The sequence below is a fragment of the uncultured Mesonia sp. genome, from assembly GCA_947499595.1.
Taxonomy (GTDB): Bacteria; Bacteroidota; Bacteroidia; order Flavobacteriales; family Flavobacteriaceae; genus Mesonia; species Mesonia sediminis.
Genome location: CANMOY010000002.1, coordinates 50,871 through 72,013, shown reverse-complemented (window position 1 = coordinate 72,013; position 21,143 = coordinate 50,871). Strand labels below are relative to the sequence as shown.

15 protein-coding genes are annotated in these 21,143 nt (G+C 35.9%); 5 read left to right on the top strand and 10 right to left on the bottom strand.

Translation table 11 applies throughout. The annotated features are described in order from the left end of the window. The first annotated feature begins 41 nt into the window (after positions 1 to 41). Entirely contained in the window at positions 42 to 839 is a 798-nt protein-coding gene (locus tag ACH2AZ_RS02495; protein ID WP_394906496.1) for a tryptophan-rich sensory protein, read from the top strand. Here ACH2AZ_RS02495 and ACH2AZ_RS02490 read toward each other — a convergent pair. Next, positions 836 to 2,203: a dihydrolipoyl dehydrogenase family protein gene (locus ACH2AZ_RS02490; RefSeq protein ID WP_394906495.1), complete on the bottom strand. Its 1,368-nt coding sequence runs from the start codon at positions 2,201 to 2,203 to the stop codon at positions 836 to 838. The genes ACH2AZ_RS02495 and ACH2AZ_RS02490 overlap by 4 nt on opposite strands. 120 nt (positions 2,204 to 2,323) lie before the next feature. On the opposite strand from ACH2AZ_RS02490, the gene mfd reads away from it, so the two are divergent. Then, on the top strand, positions 2,324 to 5,689 hold the full coding sequence (mfd, locus tag ACH2AZ_RS02485) for a transcription-repair coupling factor (protein WP_394906494.1): 3,366 nt from the start codon (positions 2,324 to 2,326) through the stop codon (positions 5,687 to 5,689). Here the strand turns inward: mfd and ACH2AZ_RS02480 are convergent. After that, positions 5,686 to 6,045, bottom strand: coding sequence for a YraN family protein (locus ACH2AZ_RS02480; protein ID WP_394906493.1), 360 nt, complete (start codon positions 6,043 to 6,045; stop codon positions 5,686 to 5,688). The genes mfd and ACH2AZ_RS02480 overlap by 4 nt on opposite strands. A gap of 149 nt (positions 6,046 to 6,194) precedes the next feature. On the opposite strand from ACH2AZ_RS02480, the gene ACH2AZ_RS02475 reads away from it, so the two are divergent. Further along, positions 6,195 to 8,102 (top strand): S9 family peptidase, encoded by a 1,908-nt coding sequence (locus tag ACH2AZ_RS02475; RefSeq protein WP_394906492.1) that lies wholly within the window; start codon positions 6,195 to 6,197, stop codon positions 8,100 to 8,102. 39 nt (positions 8,103 to 8,141) lie between these two features. Here ACH2AZ_RS02475 and ACH2AZ_RS02470 read toward each other — a convergent pair whose 3' ends face one another. The 8 genes from ACH2AZ_RS02470 to ACH2AZ_RS02435 all read right to left on the bottom strand — a co-directional run bounded on the left by ACH2AZ_RS02470 (position 8,142) and on the right by ACH2AZ_RS02435 (position 17,022). Continuing rightward, positions 8,142 to 8,885 carry a succinate dehydrogenase/fumarate reductase iron-sulfur subunit gene (locus ACH2AZ_RS02470; RefSeq protein WP_394906491.1) on the bottom strand — a complete coding sequence of 248 codons (744 nt, stop codon included), beginning with the start codon at positions 8,883 to 8,885 and terminating at the stop codon, positions 8,142 to 8,144. Positions 8,886 to 8,890: 5 nt separating this feature from the next. Beyond that, entirely contained in the window at positions 8,891 to 10,813 is a 1,923-nt protein-coding gene (locus ACH2AZ_RS02465; RefSeq protein ID WP_394906490.1) for a fumarate reductase/succinate dehydrogenase flavoprotein subunit, read from the bottom strand. Between the two features lies 1 nt (position 10,814). Then, the gene (locus tag ACH2AZ_RS02460) at positions 10,815 to 11,480 is read right to left on the bottom strand and encodes a succinate dehydrogenase cytochrome b subunit (RefSeq protein ID WP_394906489.1); all 666 of its coding nucleotides are present in this window, start codon (positions 11,478 to 11,480) and stop codon (positions 10,815 to 10,817) included. Between the two features lie 107 nt (positions 11,481 to 11,587). Further along, positions 11,588 to 12,484: an LD-carboxypeptidase gene (locus tag ACH2AZ_RS02455; RefSeq protein WP_394906488.1), complete on the bottom strand. Its 897-nt coding sequence runs from the start codon at positions 12,482 to 12,484 to the stop codon at positions 11,588 to 11,590. Positions 12,485 to 12,565: 81 nt separating this feature from the next. Further along, positions 12,566 to 15,217 (bottom strand): hypothetical protein, encoded by a 2,652-nt coding sequence (locus ACH2AZ_RS02450; protein ID WP_394906487.1) that lies wholly within the window; start codon positions 15,215 to 15,217, stop codon positions 12,566 to 12,568. After that, the gene (locus ACH2AZ_RS02445; protein WP_394906764.1) at positions 15,207 to 16,043 is read right to left on the bottom strand and encodes a GLPGLI family protein; all 837 of its coding nucleotides are present in this window, start codon (positions 16,041 to 16,043) and stop codon (positions 15,207 to 15,209) included. Before ACH2AZ_RS02445 ends, ACH2AZ_RS02450 begins: the two co-directional genes overlap by 11 nt. Next, a complete protein-coding gene (locus tag ACH2AZ_RS02440; RefSeq protein WP_394906486.1) occupies positions 15,994 to 16,227 on the bottom strand; it encodes a hypothetical protein in 234 nt (77 codons plus the stop codon). The genes ACH2AZ_RS02445 and ACH2AZ_RS02440 overlap by 50 nt, the downstream gene beginning before the upstream one ends. Positions 16,228 to 16,434: 207 nt before the next feature. Next, a complete protein-coding gene (locus ACH2AZ_RS02435) occupies positions 16,435 to 17,022 on the bottom strand; it encodes a hypothetical protein (RefSeq protein WP_394906485.1) in 588 nt (195 codons plus the stop codon). 157 nt (positions 17,023 to 17,179) lie between these two features. Here ACH2AZ_RS02435 and metG point away from each other — a divergent pair, with 157 nt between their 5' ends. Together metG and ACH2AZ_RS02425 are read left to right on the top strand one after the other, a co-directional pair. Further along, the gene (gene metG, locus ACH2AZ_RS02430; RefSeq protein ID WP_394906484.1) at positions 17,180 to 19,237 is read left to right on the top strand and encodes a methionine--tRNA ligase; all 2,058 of its coding nucleotides are present in this window, start codon (positions 17,180 to 17,182) and stop codon (positions 19,235 to 19,237) included. Between the two features lie 116 nt (positions 19,238 to 19,353). Further along, complete coding sequence (locus tag ACH2AZ_RS02425) at positions 19,354 to 21,135, top strand: tetratricopeptide repeat protein (RefSeq protein WP_394906483.1); 1,782 nt, start codon at positions 19,354 to 19,356, stop codon at positions 21,133 to 21,135. Positions 21,136 to 21,143 lie beyond the last annotated feature (8 nt).

Sequence of the window (21,143 nt, the reverse complement as noted above, 5' to 3'; positions counted from 1 at the left end):
CTTATAAGCGCATTGTTTTTATCTTTAATAAAATCATAACTATGAAACCTAAATTACTGGCCGTTTTTAACTTTATTTCGGTGTTAATTGCTATTGCAACAAGCTATTTTACCCAAGCATTTAAATTAAATGGAAACACGATTGGTAGCCTTAGTAAACAACCTGAATATGCTAACTTATTTACACCAGCAGGTTACGCTTTCGCCATTTGGGGCCTCATCTATTTAAGTCTGTTGGCTTTTACTGTGTATCACCTAATACGCGTTTTTAAACAAGACAAAATAGAAAATTTTTTATTACAAACTGGAGGTAAGTTGATTCTTGCTAATTTAGCGACTTCGGCATGGGTGGTGGCGTGGTTGTATGAATATACCGCTATTTCTGTAGTTTTAATGTTTATTGCTCTAGTGGCACTTTTACGCATAGTGGTTACTACACGTATGGAGGTTTGGGATGCGCCCCTGCCTATTATTGCTTTTAATTGGTGGCCCATATGTTTGTATGCCGGTTGGTTAAGCGTTGCTTCTATTGCCAATACCGCTGCTTTTCTAGTGAAGATAGATTGGCAACCTTTTATATTTAATGAGGTGCAGTATACTTTGATGATGATAATTGTAGCAACTATTATCAATTTAGCAATGATTTTTTATAGAAATATGCGAGAATTTGCAGCGGTGGGTATTTGGGCGCTGGTGGCAATTTATTTCAAACAAATCGATAACCAAGACAGCATTGCTTATACGGCTCTCATAGGGGCAATTGTAATTGCTTTATATGCGGCATACCACGGATTTAAAAATAGAAAAACTAATCCCTTATATCGTATTTTGAATAACTAAATCATACTTTTGATGTCATTCCCCCAACTGGGATAACTAAATACCATTTTTTTAAGGGCTTGGGTGTCTAACTTGAGATTCATTGCTAAAGTAAAAAGATTGATCATTTCGGCGGCCTGAGGAGCAATAATGTGCGCTCCCAAAATTTGATTTGTTTTTTTATCTACCAGCGTTTTAAAACCATAAAAAGCGTGATTTTCACGTTTGGCATTGTACCAATCCAATTGTGTTTTACATTTAACCTTAAAAGACAAGTTTTTCTGCTTGGCCTCCTCTTCTGTTAGACCTACCATAGCAATTTGCGGATGGGTAAAAACCACAGAGGGTTGATTAGGATAATCTACTTCGTTAGGTTTTTCACCTTTTAAAAGTTGATCAATCACCAGTTCAGCTTCAAAAGAAGAAAGCGGAGTAAGAGGCAGACCGCTAGAATCGGCTACATCGCCGCAAGCATAAACATTTTTATTCCCTGTATTTTGCAGATGGGTATTTACTGTGATACCCTTTTTAGAGTGTGCCACGTTTCCTTGATCTAAATTTAGTTCGTCAATAGCGGGAATTCTTCCTGCCGTATTGATTACCATTTCAGTTTTCTCCTCTATTTCCTTATCGTTTTGGTTGGCGCTTACGCGGAAATATTTTCGTAATTTTTCAATTTTATACACATCAGCATTAAAAATGAAACGTACTCCATTGGCTTCCATAGCTTTGACAAGAGAGGCGACAAGATCTTCGTCAAAACGACTTAAAGGCCTTTCAGCTCCCTCTATTAAAGTCACCTTTACACCAAGGCTGGCAGCTAAATGGGCAAACTCCATCCCAATATAACCAGCCCCTACAAATAGCATACTTTCGGGTAGTTTTTCTAAATTTAAGAATTCATCGCTGTTTAGAGTTAAATCCCATCCAGTAATATCTATCTGAATAGGTTTGTTTCCTGTGGCAATTACAACTTTATTGGCTTTTATGGTTTTTCCTTCTACCGAAAGGCTATTTTCGTCTAAAAAATAGGGAGATTGATGATACAAGCTAATCCCAAGCGCACGAAGGTCTTTTTCTGTCGCCATAGGTACAGCATCGACAAAAGTTTCTTTAAAAGACTGCAAATCTTCCCAGTTAATGGCAGGTAAACTTTTAACTCCTTTTCCTTGCATTTGTTTACAGCGATCAAGTATTTCACTCAATCCTAGCAAAACCTTTTTAGGGTCACAACCGCGAAGGGCACAAGTACCTCCAAAGGCTTTGTTGTCAGCTATAGCAACGTTTTTTCCTGCTTGAGCACAAGCCTTTGCAACCATTTTTCCTGCTGTGCCCGTACCTATGACAAATACGTCATACTCTTTTATACCCATCTTTTTTGACAAAAGATACAAGGTTTTAGTATAGTGAGCTGTTAGAAAAATGATAAATTGTTATAGTTTAAAAGCACGTTAAATAAAAACCAGCTATTGCCTACTTTGGCCCAAGCATTTATCTTTGTGGGCATGAGTGTACCTGTAATTACCCAAAAATTCAATGGGCTTTCGCAGATGAGCGATCTGCAAAATGCTTTAGAACAGCCAGAGGAATTATTTGCTAAAATACATGCCAAAGGATTGGTAGGATCAGCCTTATCTTTTGTTATTGCGAATACATTTAAGCAATTTGATAGGCCATTTTTACTGATATTTAATGATAAAGAAGAAGCGGCTTATTACTTGAACGATCTAGAGCAGCTCATAGGTGATAAAAACGTTTTATTTTATCCTGGTAGTTATCGCAGACCTTACCAATTAGAAGAAACCGATAACGCTAATGTGCTGTTGCGAGCAGAAGTGCTTAACAGAATCAACTCTCGTAAAAAACCGGCAGTCATAGTTACCTATCCAGATGCGCTTTTTGAAAAAGTAGTTACACGTAAAGAATTAGACCGCAGTACTTTAAAAATTAGTTTGGGAGATCAACTTTCAATAGATTTTGTAAATGAGGTGCTTTTTGAGTATAAATTTAAACGAGTAGATTTTGTTACCGAGCCTGGAGATTTCTCTGTACGAGGAGGTATAATTGATGTGTTTTCCTTTAGCAATGATGAACCTTATCGTATTGAGTTTTTTGGCGATGAAGTAGATAGCATCCGAAGCTTTGACGTAGAAACTCAATTATCTACAGATCGAGTAAAGAAAATAGCCATAATGCCCAATGTAGAAAATAAAAAACTACAAGAAGTACGGGCTAGCTTTCTAGATTATATCGCGCAAAAGACTCTTGTTTTTGTTAAAAATATAGACTTACTGTCTGCCCAATTAGACAAGCTTTTTGGTAAAGCAGAAGAGGCTTTTAAAAATCTATCTGAAGAAATAAAACACCAAGCTCCGCAAGAATTGTTTTGCGATGCGAAGACCTTTAAAAAACAACTCTTAGGATTTTCTGTTGTAGAAGTGGGAACACAAGCTTATTTAAATCCGCAACAGCTTATTCAATTTAATACAAGACCGCAACCTGCATTTAATAAAAATTTCGATTTATTGGTAGAGAATCTCAATAAGAATCATGAAGCGGGTTTTACAAATTTTATTTTTTGCGGCAGTGAGCAGCAAGCCAAACGTTTTCACGATATATTTGAATCAGATGATATCAACCAAGATCAACAGGTGCATTACCAAACCGTTGTTTTGCCGTTATTTCAGGGGTTTATCAATCAAGATACAAAACAAGTCTGCTATACCGACCATCAAATATTTGAGCGTTATCATAAATTCCATTTAAAAAATGGATATGCTAAAAAACAAGCCATAACCCTTAAAGAACTCACCAATCTAGAAGTGGGAGACTATGTTACTCATATCGATCACGGAATTGGAAAGTTTGGAGGCTTACAAAAAATAGATGTTGAAGGTAAAAAACAAGAGGCCATTAAATTGATTTACGGCGAACGCGATATTTTGTACGTAAGTATTCATTCGCTGCATAAAATTTCTAAGTATAACGGTAAAGATGGCAAAGCTCCTAAAATCTACAAACTAGGAAGTAAGGCATGGAAAAACCTAAAGAAAAAAACCAAGGCTCGCGTAAAGCATATTGCTTATAATTTAATCGAATTATACGCTAAACGCCGCCTTGAAAAAGGGCATGCCTATGCGCCAGACTCTTACTTACAGCATGAGTTAGAGGCTTCTTTTATTTATGAAGACACCCCAGATCAAAGTACCGCAACACAAGCTGTTAAAGAAGATATGGAGAGTGAGCAACCAATGGATCGTCTAGTGTGTGGTGATGTAGGCTTTGGTAAAACAGAGGTAGCTATTCGGGCGGCTTTTAAAGCAGTAGATAACGGTAAGCAAGTAGCTGTTTTAGTACCCACCACAATTTTGGCCTTTCAACACCACCAAACTTTTAGCGAAAGACTCAAAGATTTCCCCGTTAGTGTAGATTACCTGAATAGGTTTAGAACTGCTAAAGAAAAAAAGCAAGTTTTAGAAGACTTAGAAAACGGGAAAATAGACATTGTTATTGGTACGCATCAATTGGTGAATAAAAATGTTAAGTTTAAAGATCTTGGTTTGTTAATCGTTGATGAAGAACAGAAGTTTGGAGTAGCAGTAAAAGATAAACTTAAAACCATCAAAGAAAACGTAGACACCCTTACACTAACCGCTACGCCTATACCGCGTACGCTACAATTTAGCTTGATGGCCGCTCGAGATTTGAGCACTATTACTACACCCCCTCCCAATAGATACCCAATAGAAAGCCATGTGATTCGTTTCTCTGAAGAGGTTATACGGGATGCGGTGGCGTATGAAATACAACGTGGCGGACAAGTGTTTTTTATTCACAATAGAATAGAGAATATTAAAGAAGTAGCCGGTATGTTGCAACGTCTAGTTCCCGATGCTAAGATAGGGGTGGGCCACGGCCAAATGGAGGGTAAAAAGCTAGAAAAGCTTATGCTAAGTTTTATGAATGGAGAGTTTGATGTGCTCGTTTCTACTACCATTATAGAAAGCGGATTAGATGTAAGTAATGCCAATACTATTTTTATAAACAATGCCAATAATTTTGGTCTATCAGATTTACACCAAATGCGTGGTCGGGTGGGACGTAGTAATAAAAAAGCCTTTTGTTATTTTATCACACCACCCTATTCGGCTATGACCGATGATGCGCGAAAACGTATTAGTGCACTCGAACAGTTTTCTGAACTGGGTAGCGGCTTTAATATTGCCATGAAAGATTTAGAAATACGTGGGGCAGGTGATTTGTTGGGTGGCGAACAAAGTGGTTTCATTAATGAAATAGGTTTTGATACCTATCAAAAGATTTTAAATGAGGCCATTGAAGAATTAAAAGAAAACGAGTTTAAAGACTTGTATGCGCACGAAAACGAAACCGAGGATAAAATATTTGTAAAAGACACCCAAATAGATACCGATTTCGAAATCTTATTCCCCGATGACTATATCAATAACATTACAGAACGTTTAAATTTATATACCAAATTAAATGAGCTAACCAGCGAAGAACAACTTCTAAATTTTGAAAAGGAACTTACAGATCGTTTTGGACCTTTACCCGAGGAAGCTCAAGATTTATTAGATAGTGTGCGTATAAAATGGATTGCTTCTAAAATAGGGCTCGAAAAAATAATTCTTAAGAAAGAAAAAATGGTGGGTTATTTTATTGCCGATCAACAGTCTTCATTTTACCAGACGAAAACCTTCTCAAAGGTATTGCAGTACGTGCAAACCCATGCTCATTTGTGTAAGATGAAAGAAAAACAGACCCGTAACGGCTTGCGTTTACTTTTAAGTTTTGATAAAATTAAATCGGTTAAAGCAGCTTACGAAGTATTAAAACCCCTTGGGAGCTAAAAAATATAAAAAGCATCTTTTAAATGCTCTAAACGTGTACCTTGTTTATTCATAATAATCGCAATAATGTCAAAGCGTACTTCTAAATCTAATTGATTGGTAGTTATAAAATGATCTACAGCGGTAACTAAAAGCTGAATTTGCTTGGGTTTTACAAAATCCTGTGGATTTCCAAAATCAGGTGTGCTACGTGTTTTTACCTCTATAACACAAAGGTTCTGCTCTTTTTGGGCAATAATATCTACCTCTGCTTTTAAGTAGCGGTAATTTTTTGCTAAAATGGTATAGCCTTCATTGAGCAAGTGCTCTAAGGCAAGTGCTTCCCCTTTTTTACCTAAATCATTATGTGTAGCCATAGTAATTTTTCTTTACGGATTTGTAAACCACTAATTAGTAGTCGATTATTGAACTAACAAGATACACATTTTAACATAATCTAGCATGGTTTTTCCGCTGCTAAAATGATTATCTTTGAAATCCTTTTTAAACATTAATAGTGTTGATTATGAAGAAAATTTTAATTTTTTTAAGCCTAATGATTAGTGGAAACCTTGTGATGAGTCAGGAAAAAATGACCCCAGAAACTTTATGGAGTTTAAAGCGTTTGAGTGTAATAGGGGTAGATCAAGCCCAAAATTACATTTATTACAAGTTGAGCATACCTAATATTGAAAATGACAACTTTGATTCGGAGTATTATAAAATTCCGCTTGACGGAAAAAACCCTATACGCATCAGTGAAAATAGAGCAGAGTTAATCGGGAAGAAAATCTCACCTGATGGTAAGTACGAGCTTTTTCATCAACCCGTAGCGATTGAAAAAATAAAGGCAAAAGACAAATATGAGGAGCTACCCAAAGCTAATGCTTACGTTTACACGGATTTAGATATTAGGCACTGGGACACCTGGTCAGACGGTAGTTTTAATCACGTGTTTTATAAAGTTAAGGGCTATAGCGATGCTAATGGCATAGATATAATGGCAGAAGAACCTTACCACTCACCTCAAAAGCCTTTTGGTGGCGCCGAAGATTATATCTGGGGTCCAGAGGGAAAGTATATTTACTATGTAAGCAAAAAACTAAAGGGTAAAAGTTATGCGCAAAGCACCAATACAGCTATTTATAGGTATTCTATTGAGACCAAAGAAACGGTAAATATCACTCAAGATAATAAAGGATACGATACCCAGCCTCAATTTTCAAAAAATGGAGATTTGGCTTATTTGCAAATGAAAAAAGACGGCTATGAAGCCGATAAAAATGACTTGATTATACTGTCAAATGGCGTAAAGCAAAACTTAACCGCCCAGTGGGATGGTACTGTGGCAAGCTATAAATGGGCAAACGATGGAAAAAGAATTTATTTTACTGCACCCATTGGTGGAACCATACAATTATTTGAGGTTGATTTTCCTGGTAAAAAAAGAAAGATGCCAGTGGTGACGCAATTAACTTCAGGAATTTTTGATATAAAAAGTATTATTTTAGAAAAAGATAATAAGCTTTACGTGACGAGGACAGATATGAATCACGCCGCTGAGATTTTTGCTTTTGATTTGAAAAAGGAATCTTTTGAGCAGTTGACTCATATTAACGATGAGGTGTATGCTCAAATTGCTATGCCCGAAATTCAAAAACGCTATGTGACCGCTTCTGATGGTAAAAAAATGTTGGTGTGGGTAATTTTACCGCCTAATTTTGATGAAAACAAGAAATATCCTGCGTTGCTTTATGCTCAAGGCGGCCCCCAATCTCCGCTCTCACAATTCTATTCGTTTCGATGGAATTTTCAACTAATGGCGTCTCAAGGTTATGTAGTAATCGCGCCTAATCGTAGAGGAATGCCTGGCCATGGTGTTAAATGGAATGAAGACATCAGTAAAGATTGGGGCGGACAAGTTATCAATGATTATATAAGTGCTACAGATGCTTTGGCAAAAGAACCCTATATAGATGAAGAGCGAATAGCGGCAGTAGGAGCTAGTTTTGGGGGTTATTCTGTCTTTTATTTGGCTGGAATGCACGAAAATAAGTATAAGACTTTTATTGCGCATGATGGTGTTTTTGATACCCGAAGTATGTACGGTACTACAGAAGAGCTATTTTTTGTAAATCACGATTTTGGTGGCGCTTACTGGGAAACTGAAAATAAGGATGCACAGCGCGCTTACCACGATTTTAACCCAATTACTCACGTTAAAAATTGGAATACCCCCATTTTTATTATTCAAGGAGGAAAAGATTACCGTGTGCCCATTGAACAAGGATTAAGCGCCTACCAAGCGGCGCAATTGTTGGGGGTAAAGAGTAAATTATTGTATCTACCAGAAGAAAATCATTGGGTGCTAAATCCGCAAAACGCATTGGTTTGGCAACACGAATTTTTCAATTGGTTAAAAGAGACCTTATAAAATTAAAAAAAGCTGCTCGGAAGAGCAGCTTTTTTTAATTTACTTTTTTAATTTGGCTCTTAGGTATTCGTAATTGAGCTTCGCTATATGCAGTACGCTGATATCTTGAGGGCATTCTACTTGACAAGCTCCTGTATTGGTGCAATGACCAAATTTAAGTTCATCCATACGGTTCACCATATTTAGCACTCTTTTTTCTCGCTCTGCTTTTCCTTGGGGTAAAGCAGCCAAATGGCTTATTTTGGCGCCAACAAATAGTGCTGCACTTTCATTTTTGCAAGTGGCCACGCAAGCGCCACAGCCAATGCAAGCGGCTGCATCAAAAGCCTGCTCTGCTATTTCTTGAGGTATTGGAGTGGTATTCGCTTCGGGAGCTTGCCCTGTTTCAACACCAATATATCCGCCAGACGCAATAAGGGTGTCAAAAGCACTACGATCAACTTTAAGGTCTTTTAAAACAGGAAAGGCCTTGGCCCTAAAAGGTTCAATAACGATAGTATCACCGTCTTTAAATTCTCGCAAATGTAACTGGCAAGTGGTAATATTCTTAGGTTTACCATGCGCTATACCATTAATCATTACGCCACATTGGCCACAAATACCTTCGCGGCAATCGTGGTCAAATTCTACAGGTTCTTCTTTGTTTTTTATTAATTGTAAGTTTAGCGTGTCTAACATTTCTAAAAAAGACATCGCAGGATTTAAATCTTTAAGCTCATAAGTGTTAAACTTTCCGAGATCATCAGAATTTTTTTGTCGCCATATTTTCAATTGAAGTTTCATAGGCATTATTTGTAGGATCGTGTACTTAAAGACACGTTTTTGAACACTAATTTTTCTTTATGCAATTCGGGTTGGCTAGGATTTCCTGTCCATTCCCAAGCAGCAGTATAGGCATAATCATCATCATTTCTTACCGCCTCACCTTCGTCACTCTGGTATTCTTCTCTAAAATGAGCCCCGCAAGACTCTTCTCTATTAAGCGCGTCTAAGCACATTAATTCGGCGAGCTCAAAATAGTCTGCTACACGGCCCGCTTTTTCCAACTCACTGTTAATTTGATAGGTATCACCAAGAACAAGAAGATTGGTTTTAAATTCTTCTCGAAGCTTCTGTATTTCTTTTATAACATAAGTTAAGCCCTTGCGAGATCGAGACAACCCGCAATAATCATACAACAATTTACCAAGTTCTTTGTGGTACTCATCTGGTGTTTTAGTGCCGTTGGTGTTGAGGTAAGTTTGAAGCTGCTTTTTTACCCGCTCTTCAGCATCGACAAACGCTTGGTTATGCGCAGCTGGTTTAGGCTTATCAATTTGTGTAGCGAGATAATTTTGTAATGTGTAGGGTAAAATATAGTAACCATCTACACAAGCTTGTAATAACGAATTGGCTCCTAAACGATTTGCACCGTGGTCTGAAAAATTGGCTTCTCCTATGGCAAACAACCCAGCAATGCTTGTTTGTAAATCATAATCTACCCAAAGACCGCCCATAGAAAAATGAGCAGAAGGAGATATTTTCATAGGTTCTTTAAAAGCATTTATCCCTGTAATTTTTTCATACATATCAAATAAATTACCGTAGCGTTTTTGAATGGTGGTTTTACCTAAATCTTTAATCGCTTTGGCGAAATCTAAGTAAACGGCATTTTTTAATTCACCAACCCCAAACCCATTATCTATTTGTTCTTTAGCGGCTCTTGAGGCAATATCACGCGGAGCCAAGTTACCGTAAGAAGGATACTTGCGTTCTAGGTAATAATCTCTATCCGATTCAGGAATTTCATTAGGATTTCGGGCGTCTTTTTTATTTTTAGGAACCCAAATTCGGCCATCATTGCGCAAGGACTCCGACATCAAGGTAAGTTTAGACTGGTAGCTTCCGCTTTGAGGTAAACTGGTGGGGTGAAATTGAGTCCAACTAGGATTTGCCATTAGCGCACCTTTCTTATGGGCACGCCAAATAGCCGATGCATTGCAACCCATAGCCAAAGTGGATAAATAATATATTTTCCCAAAACCGCCACTGGCAATAACCACAGCGTGAGCCGCCTGTCTTTCGATCTTACCCGAAACTAAATTTCTAGTGATTATACCTTTTGCTGTATTGTTCTCACAAACCAGCTCTAACATTTCGTGCCGATTAAAGATTTTCACTTTTCCTTTTGCTTGTTGTCTTAGTAAAGCTTGATAGGCACCTAAAAGCAGTTGCTGACCTGTTTGTCCTCGAGCATAGAAGGTACGCGATACTTGCACACCACCAAAAGACCGGTTACTTAGATAACCGCTATACTCCCGAGCAAAAGGAACTCCCTGTGCTACTGCTTGATCGATAAGCGCTGCAGAGCATTGTGCCAATCTATAGGTGTTGGCCTCTCGTGCTCTAAAGTCCCCTCCTTTTAGGGTGTCAAAAAACATACGTTGTACGCTATCTCCATCATTTTTATAATTTTTCATGGCATTTACTCCGCCTTGAGCGGCAACAGAGTGCGCCCTACGAGGAGAATCTTGAAAACAAAAGCTTTTAACTTGATAACCCATTTCGGCTAAAGAAGCTGCGGCTGAAGCGCCTGAAAGCCCTGTGCCTATTACAATAACCTCTAATTTCTTTCGGTTGTTTGGACTCACCAATTTGGCTTGATCTTTATAGTTTTGCCATTTTTTTTCCAATGGTCCTTCCGGTATTTTTGCTGCTATAAATTTTGCCATATCAACGAGAGATAAAAATATAAATCGGTATGCCTAGATACCCTATACAAATCAGTAAAGAAAAAATTACTCCAATTAGCTTTATTATTTGCGCATAATAAGGATGGTAAAGCCCTAGGCTGCGAAAAGCGCTAAAGAAACCATGCAAAAGGTGAAAAAACAAGGCTAGAATAGCCACGCTATACCAAGCTACATAGCCTATGTTCTGAAAGGATGCTATAACCAATTGGTACAAATCTTTGTTGCCCTGTTGGTCAAGCGTCAGTTCACCAAATTTAAACGGATACCAAAAGTCATAAAAATGAATGACTAAAAAAGCAAATAATATTACTCCTAAAAGCATCATTTGCCTTGAATACCACTTACTGGCTCTTTTACGAGCATCATAACGGTACCTAGTCTTTTTACTTTTTCGGGATTTAAAACTAAGATAAATAGCGTCGATGCTATGCAGTATGATACTGATGTAAAGTACGTAAGCGATTATTTTAACCAGGATATTTCCCGATAAAAAGGCACTGTATGCATTATATTGTAATTGAGCTTCATCTTCAGGAAGCAAAAGCTGAAAATTTCCTAGTAAATGAATTACCAGAAATAGACAAAGAAAAAGACCAGTAATGGCCATTAAGTATTTTCTAGAGATGGTAGAGGAAAACCCAAGCATACTGAGACAATTAGAAGTTTCTAAAATACAGTTTTCAATTGATTATTCCCCAGCTTTTCTATATACAATGGCTAAAGTTTGATAATTATCAGTTTTTCCCTATTGTTTCAAATGTATTTTAGTTCACTTTGGTGACGTGAAACATCGAGTTGCACTTTTTTACCCAAGGCTATAGCTTGATTTTCTTCAAGGTGCCCTGCAGGAAAATTGTAAGCCACAGGAAAATCATAAGGGGCTACGGCTTCTTGAATAATTTCTAAAGCATTTTGACCAAAAGGAATTGTATTGTCATTCATATCGCTCATACCTCCTACAATGAGGCCGCTAATTTTGTTGAACCACCCGTTGCGTTTTAAATTTTGTAGCATCCTGTCAATATGGTACAAATACTCATCTAAGTCCTCGATAAACAAAATCTTATGCTGTAAATCTAAGTCGCTGCGACTGCCTATTAGCGAAAACAAAACCGAAAGATTACCGCCTACCAAAATACCCTTTGCCGTACCTGGTTTATTCTGGCTATGACCTTTAAATGTGTAGCACCAATTTTTTGCGAAAAGCAATTGCTTTAAAGAGGCTTGGGTATTAGGTGTTTTTGTTTCTATGCCAAGACAAATTTGAGCGTGAAGGCTCGCAACCTTAAGTTTATTTAAATGGCTATGTAATGCAGTTATATCGCTATAACCTATCAGCCATTTAGGATCTTGCTGAAAAGCTGTAAAATCTACTAAATCTAAAATACGGACAGTACCATAACCGCCTTTGGCGCACCAGATAGCTCGTACTTTTGGATCGTTAAGTTGTTTTTGAAGATCTTGAGCACGTTGCTCATCTGTACCAGCAAATTGGTGACTTGATAACCCGATACTGCTGCCTAAAACTGGAACGAGCTCCCAAGATTCTAATAAACGTAAAGCGGGATTTAAGTCTTCTGGATTAACTTTTCTAGCAGTAGCAATTATGGCAACGCGGTCTCCTTTTTTTAAAGCCTTAGGAATCTTCATAATATAAAATTAATTGGAGTTGTAAGATAAAAAAATCCCTTAACTTGGCAAGCTAAGGGATTGTGTGTGCTTTTTATTCAATTAAAAATTCCACGATAGATTCAATAAAAAATAGCGGGGCAATAAGTTACTTCTAAATATTGTTGTTGAGATATCTGATGTTTGCACCTGTTCAAAATTATTCTCATTGGTAATATTTCGCATCGTAAAACTCGCATCCCATTTTTTGCTTTTAGGTCTATGCCTTAATGTAGCATCTAAAAAGAAAAATTGCTCATCAGATTGTTTGGTGTTAGGTAAATAATAATCCGATGACAATATTACAAACCATTTTCTATTGGGTTTTAATATTATTTTGAAAGTATTTTGCCAAGATTTATTAATGAAAGCCGATTGATTTTCACTTTTTGAATTAGAATATCGATAACTAAAAGTATTTTCAAAATTCAAAGGGATTTCAAAAGCGGTTTTCCAAAAAAATGAGTTGCTTAGAAATTGGTTTTCATTTTGTCGTAAATCTGAATTATTTACAATATTTCTAAAGTTAGATAAGATATAATTACTTTTCAATTTAAGTGTAGACTCAATAAATGGAATATATTTTGAAACTTGCATATTTATATTCCAACTGCTGTTGTCTTGAGGTAAAAAGAAATATTCTATTTGGGTAGTAGTTGCTGTGATGTTTTGATTGGTGAAAAAGTTACCCGTTGATTTTTGGTAACTGATATTAGCGTTGAGCTGAAACTGATTATACAAATCATTATTAAAATACAGCAAACTGTATCTCTGACTATTTTGTAATTCTAAACTTGGTAAATTGCTAATAGTTGTCCTATTGTTAATCAATACTTGGTTTAAGAAAAAAAACTGCTCTGCATTCGTATTCTGATTATAACCTAAATTACCAGACAAAAAGGAAACAGAATTTAATTTGTATTTTAAGTTTAAAGCAGGTTCAATAATGAAATCATTTTGGCTTTGTTCGTTATTTTGAAGATTTTGTTCTAAATTTTGATTTAAAACTCTCAAAGAATAAGACGGCGAAATTTGCCATTTTCCCCGATTAAAATTATATACGCCTGTATTGAAAATGTTATTTTGAGTGTAATCAAAGTTATTTTCTGAAATGATTTCTTCTGAATTATAGAGTCTTGAAAGAAATGGTGAGTAATTTAAATTTGCCCCTAAAGTAAAGGTATATTTATCTCTTTTTCCTGACCCCAGATAAGTTGCTTTTCCTTCTAAAAATGTCCTTTTAAACTCACTATCTTGTGTATCCATTAAAGCATCTTCATCAAAAAGCGATGGTGTTATGCTAAAGGTTTGTGGCAAATCATTAAATGAATGAAATAATGAAACTTGTAAGGCTTTTTTATCAGAAAGCTTTTTTGTCCATAATAAATCCTGCTTAAAATAAAAATCTTCGGTATTTAAAAATGTAGAAAACTCATCAGTTTGGTTTTGAATTACCCGAGTTGGCGTTTCTATATTTTCTTGACGTAGTCTTAAATTATATTCTAATAAAGAAGTTTTAGAGGTATTGTATTTTATCTCTAAATCCCCACGATATTGTTGTGGCTTTTTAGTTATAAAAGTATTATCTGTTGTTGTAAATACATCATTATTTATCTGAAAATCATTTTGAAAAAGTTGGTTTGTCGTAATTCTATCTTGCAAATAATACAAATTTGTTTTAACACTCAACTTAGGGTTAATTTTAAAAATAGCATTGTAATTCCCAAAAAACTGATGGTTAATATTGGCCCTTCTATCTTCTAATAAATTTGAAAAACGAGTTTCGGGTATTATTTTTTCTGCGAAATAGTTTTGTTCTTTCTGCTGTTCAACATTAAAACTAAACCCAAAATAGTCGAAAGGTGTTTGATTAACACCAACATTATTGTAAGATAAGGTAGCAAAAGATTTATAGGTTTTAGTTATACCTAAAATATTTGAAGAAATATTATAAGCTTGGTCTCCACCATTAAACCAACCACTACCAAAATCTAAGTTGCCCGAAACATCTACTTTCCCTTTTTTTAATTTTAAATTTAGAGAAACTTTACCCCCTTGTTCTATACCTTTTAAAAGCGGGTTTTCTGCATAATTATCTATGGCTTCTACTTGTTCTACCATATCTACATTGATGTTCTTAGTACCCAATGTATAATTAAAATCAAATAGGTTATCACCGTCTAAAGTAACCGTTTGAATAGACTTTCCTCTGTATTTTATTTCTCCTGATTGTTCATTGACTTCTACGCCAGGCAATTTTTTTATGACTTCTTCAATTTTACGTTCACTACCATCAGCATATCGAGAAACACTAAAAGAGATTGTATCTTTACTTACAGAATAAAGCTTTCTTTTTGCGATTACAATAACTTCATCTAATTCATTTAATATATTTTTTTTTAGGTAGAATTCTAATTTATATTTTTTTTGTTTTATTGTATTATTTATGTAGATAGTGTCTGAAATATAACCATTACTACTTGCTATAATTGAAAAATTACCATATATGTTTTTTAATGTATAATTGAAGGTTTCATTTCTAACGTTAATGAATTCAGATTGAGAGCGGTTTTTATTAGATTCACTTATAATAATATATGATGTAAGTGGGGAATTAGTTTTAGCATCTCTTACAAATCCCGTTAAGGTTTGTGAATAACTAATTGCATAACTAAATATAAAGAGTAGCCCAAAAATAAATTTTTTAATATTCAATACCATTACCTGTTTGTGCCTTTTCGTGTATTATTTCAGGTTTATTTATTTTATAGTAATCGGTAAATCCTGTTTCTTTTTTTTCGGTTTTAAAATAACTAATTAAGTTGTCTACATAATTAATATATAATTGCTTGAAGCTAGACCAGCTATATAAATTATCTTTTGGATAATTTATTTTTTGCACAGGAAAGGTTGGTATTTTACTAATTTCGATTGCTTGATAACGATATTCATCATCTTCTGAGTAAATTTCCAAAATCAAACCGGGTAGACCTTGAAATTTCCAAGGTCCATCTTGAATCTTTATATTCGGATTATAATAAGCTATATAATTTCTACCTCTAAAACTAGCTTTAGCCATTTCGCATTCAATTCCTAGTATGGTTTTATTTGAGTTGTTTACTAATTGCCAATTTAATATATTTAAAGAGTCTTTGATTATAATTCTTTTCCTACCCAAAAAATCAGTTGAAATCAATAGATTATCCTTCAAATCTTTTAAAACAAAAAACTTTTTATCATTAGAGTAAAGAGTGACATTTTGTTTATCACTTTCCGTTGCCATCAAATTACTAAATTCAGAGTATTCGCCATTTGTCTTAAGCTCATAATAAATTCTTGCGCCATTAGGAACTTCATATTCATATTTGATTTTAAAATTTTGCGAATTAATTATTAAAGGTAAAAATATAAGGGCAAAAAATAGTTTTTTCATAATATACATTTTGTTTGTAAAAAGGTATGGGTCTTGACCCATACCTTTTTCTTTTAAATTAATCGCCAATTGTAGAAACTGCTGCTTTGGCTTTGGTGTAAGCTGCATCACAGGCTTCAGTAATTGTTGTTCTACAGGCAGTTACTGTAACTGAGTCACAAGTAGCAATATCAACTAATGTTATTTCGCAACATCTAGAAAATAATAAATCATTTTCTGAAGTGACTTCTGTATTTGCAAAAGCAAACGTTCCTACTAGCATAAACGCTAGTGCAAAAAACACATTTTTCATCTCTTTTGTATTTATTGCTTAAAAATCTAAACGCTATAAGTTTAAGGTCATTATAGTTTAGGTCGTGGGCTATCCACTTTAGACCTGCTGGTTTTCATTCTTCACTTTCAGAGAGTCAATTTACTATTTTTCTTTCAATTTCCGAAAGTCGGATGCTCTTTAAATTGCGCTATTCGGTGTTCAAATGGCTACCAATTTCATTTAAATCTAGTTGAAAAATCCTTTTTGTTTTTCTGCCGAAGGTCTATCCCAAGAATCATCCTCTAGGTAAACATCATTATCTTTAAAATACCCGGTAACTTTTTTACCATCTGTAGTGGTCACGTCAAAAGTGAACTCATATTCAGTTGGCCCGTTTTTTAAAACTTCAATAGTTCCTGAGGCTAAAGAACCTATATATTCTGCATCATCTTCATTGGCCCAATTATTAGTGATTAATAACATTGAATTAGCAGAGAAAGTACCCGCTGTTTCGTTATCATCAAAGGTGTACGTGCCCAAAGGCAGCTGGTCTGCAACTTCGGTGTATAGCTCAAAATAAAGCGCAGATACTTTTTCTTGTTCTGGAAGATAAACATTGCCAGCTTTTATAACATCTGAAGACACAAGTGCGAGGTCAAAATTACTTACCCCATCAAAGCTACCATAATTTGAAATAATGGCACTTTCTAATTCGTAAGAGGTGCCGTCAACAATCATACGGTCGCTTGTAGAAGCCCCGTCATCATCGCTACTACACGAAATTAGACCAAAGCTAACGCAGAAAATTAACAGTAAAAAATTAATTTTTTTCATAATTCTATTAAGTTATTATTAATGGCGTAAATATATAACTTATTCGCATAAATATATACTTTTTAAAATATTCTTCATAGTTTTTTTTATTTTATAAACAATGTAATTTAGAATACAATTCGCTTTATGTACCTTTGCAGCTAAATTTAAGTAGACTATGAGCACACCAAAAAGATACACCATTACCGCAGCTTTGCCCTACACCAACGGTCCTATTCATATAGGTCATTTGGCTGGCGTTTATGTTCCCGCAGACATTTATGCGCGTTACCTTAAAATGCAGGGTAAAGACGTGGTGTTTGTTTGTGGTAGCGATGAACACGGTGTGCCCATTACCATAAAAGCCAAAAAAGAAGGCGTAAGTCCGCAAGACGTGGTCGATAAATACGATGGCATCATAAGAAAATCTTTTCAAGATTTTGGAATTGCATTTGATAATTATTCCCGTACCTCGGCCAAAATACATCACGAAACCGCCGCTGCTTTTTTTGAAAAACTTTATAAAGAAGGAAAGTTTATCGAGGAAGTTACCCAACAATTGTATGATGATGAGGCTAAACAATTTTTAGCCGATCGTTTTGTCATAGGAACCTGCCCTAAATGTGGAAACGAAGAAAGTTATGGCGACCAGTGTGAGAAATGCGGAACTTCACACAACGCAACCGATTTAATCAATCCTAAATCGGCCATTACCGGTAATGTCCCTGTGCTTAAAGAAACCAAACATTGGTTTTTACCACTAGATCAATACGAGCCTTGGCTAAAAGAATGGATTCTAGATAGTCATAAAAAAGACTGGAAACCCAATGTTTATGGGCAGTGTAAGTCTTGGATAGACGATGGTCTTCGACCAAGAGCGGTTACCCGAGATTTAGATTGGGGAATTCCTGTTCCCGTTGCCGGAGGAGAAGGAAAAGTACTGTATGTATGGTTTGATGCTCCTATTGGTTACATTTCGGCTACAAAAGAATGGGCGGCCAGAGAAAACAAAGACTGGGAGCCTTACTGGAAAGATCAAGATACCAAGCTGGTTCATTTTATAGGAAAAGACAATATTGTTTTTCACTGTATTATATTTCCAAGCATGCTTAAAGCCGAAGGAAGTTATATACTTCCCGATAACGTTCCTGCTAATGAATTTTTAAACCTAGAAGGCAACAAGCTTTCTACCTCTAAAAATTGGGCAGTGTGGTTGCATGAATACCTAGAAGATTTTCCGGGTAAAGAAGATGTTTTGCGCTATGTGCTCACAGCTAATGCGCCAGAAACCAAAGATAACGATTTTACTTGGAAAGATTTTCAGCAGCGCAATAACAGTGAATTGGTAGCTATTTTAGGTAATTTCATCAACCGGGTAGTGGTGTTAACCCATAAGTATTATGATGCAGAGGTGCCTCAGCCTGGGCAACTAAATGAAACCGATGAAAATATACTGGCCGAGTTACGCGCTTATCCTGCCGTTATTGCGAGCTCTATAGAGAAATATAGATTTAGAGAAGCTCAAGCCGAAATGATGAATGTGGCTCGTTTAGGAAATAAATATCTGGCAGATGAAGAACCTTGGAAAACCATTAAAACCGATGAGGCTAGAACAAAAACGGTAATGTATGTAGCATTGCAGGTCGCTGCAGCCCTTTCTAGTATTTGTCAGCCATTTTTACCATTTACCGCCAAAAAGCTCTCGACCATTTTAAATTTAAAAAAGAATATTTCTTGGCCGCAAATCGCTTCCGCGGAAGCGTTACTAGCGCCCCAACATGTTATTGGTAAAGCTAGTCTTTTATTTGAGAAAATTGAAGACGACGCCATAGCTAAACAATTAGAGAAATTAGAGAATACCAAAAGAATGAACCAAGCCGAGCAAAAAAGTGTAGAGGAGCAAAAAGAAACGGCTACCTTTGAAGATTTCACAAAAATAGATCTACGAGTGGGAACCATTGTGAGCGCAGAGAAAATGCCAAAAACTAAAAAGCTATTGGTTTTAAAGGTAGACACTGGTCTTGATACCCGCACCATTGTTTCTGGTATTGCAGAACATTTCTCTCCAGAAGAGGTAGTAGGAAAACAAGTAACGGTTTTGGTAAATCTAGCGCCTAGAAAATTACGCGGTACGCTGAGCGAGGGAATGATTTTAATGACCGAAAACGCACAGGGCGAATTGGTTTTTGTAAATCCAGATGAGGCTCAAGTTAGCAACGGTAGCACTATTGCGTAGCATAACCTGAATTTTAAAACAAGTCTTGTTTGCTGTAATCTTGGGGCTTGTTATAATTCGCTACAAAAACTGCTAAATATACAACGTAGTTGCAGGCAATTTTCTATTTTAGCAGTATGCGCCTATTTTCAAGTATAATAGCATTTTTATTTGGATTTACCCTTTGGTCTCAATCTTACCAATTGGGCGAAAACTATTTTGATCAAGGTGAATTTGAAAAAGCCCAAGCGGTTTTTGAAAAGCTTGTGGCCCAAAACAGCAGAGACCTGCGCAGCGTTCAAAAATTAGTAGCTACTTATCAAGAACTAGAAAAGTATAAGCTGGCAGAAGACTTGTTGTTACGGCAAAACAAACCAAAGGTAATTTACCCTAATTTATTGGTTAGTCTCGGGCACAATTATCAATTGCAAGATAATAATGAAGCGGCGCAAGAAGCCTTTCAATCGGCAATTGAAAGCGTTTCAAAAAATCAGGGTTATGCTTATAGCGTTGGCAGAATGTTTCAGCAATATGCTTTACTAGATTGGGCTATAAAAACCTATGAAGAGGCCCTAAAACAACGTGCAAACAGCTCGTTTACTATAGAGTTGGCAAGAATTTATGGAGAGAAGGGAAATCTAGATAAAATGTTTAGCAGCTACCTAGATTTGCTCGTAGATCAACCCAACTATTTGTTTGCTGTTAAGCGCAACTTTTCAGATTTTATTAGTGAAGACGCCAACAACCCTGCCAACAAAAAACTACAACAGGCTATACTAGCAAAAAACCAAGAAAAACCTATGCTGGTTTTTAACGAGCTGTTAAGCTGGCTTTATGTGCAACAAAATGATTTTCAAAAAGCCTTTGCGCAAGAAAAAGCGCTCTATTTGCGTAGTCAAAAAGATAATATTCAAGGCTTTTTAAACCTGGCTCAGCAAGCCAAAGATTCAGCCTATGCCACCTCGCAAGAAATATTAAATTATGTTATAGCGCAAGAAGATCAAATTTACCGCATCTTACAAGCAGAATATTTAAAACTAGACCTTAGTATGAATCGCGCAGAGTCTGAGGTCACAGCTCAGCTCTTTAACCAAGTGTTTGAAAAGTACCAAAGCCTTCCGTTACAAGACTGGTTTGATATTCATTTGCTTTACACTGATTTCTTATTGAAAACAAAAGCCTATGCAGAAGCTAAGGCGAAATTAGATAACTTGAACCAATTAAATTTAGACAAATTTGCGGCGGGGCATGTGAAAATGCGTTTGGGTGATGTAGCGGTTAAAACCGATAATTTTAACCAAGCCTTGATTTATTATTCACAAGTACAGCTTGACTTACCCAACAGTGCTTTGGCAGAAGAAGCTACATTTAAAATTGCTAAAACCAGTTTTTATCAAGGTGATTTTGAATGGGCCAGTAGGCAACTAAACGTTTTAAAAACAGCTACTTCAAAGTTTATTGCCAATGACGCATTGCAATTAAGTGTTTTGATTAACACCAATAGCAATGCAGTATTAGACACCACTTTTACAGCTTTAAAGCATTTCGCTAAAGCCGATTTATTAGCGTTTCAAGAAAAACCAAATGAAGCCTTAGCGCTTTTAGCAAAGATTTTGCAAGAACACGTGGGTGAAGAAATAGAAGATGATGCGTTATTTAAAAAAGCCAGCTTGCTTGAGGATTTGTCAAAATATGAAAAGGCCATAGCAACGTATAAAAGTATCCTAAACCTAACGGAGAAGAGTATTTATATAGATGAAAGTCTTTATGCGCTAGCAAGAATTTATGAGCTGGAGTTAAAAGATAAAAATAAGGCCAAAGCTTATTATGAAAAACTGTTGTTTGAGCATGAAAATAGTATATATTTTAACGAGGCCAGACAAAAATATAGAAAATTAAGAGGCGATTTGATTAAATAATTTTAATA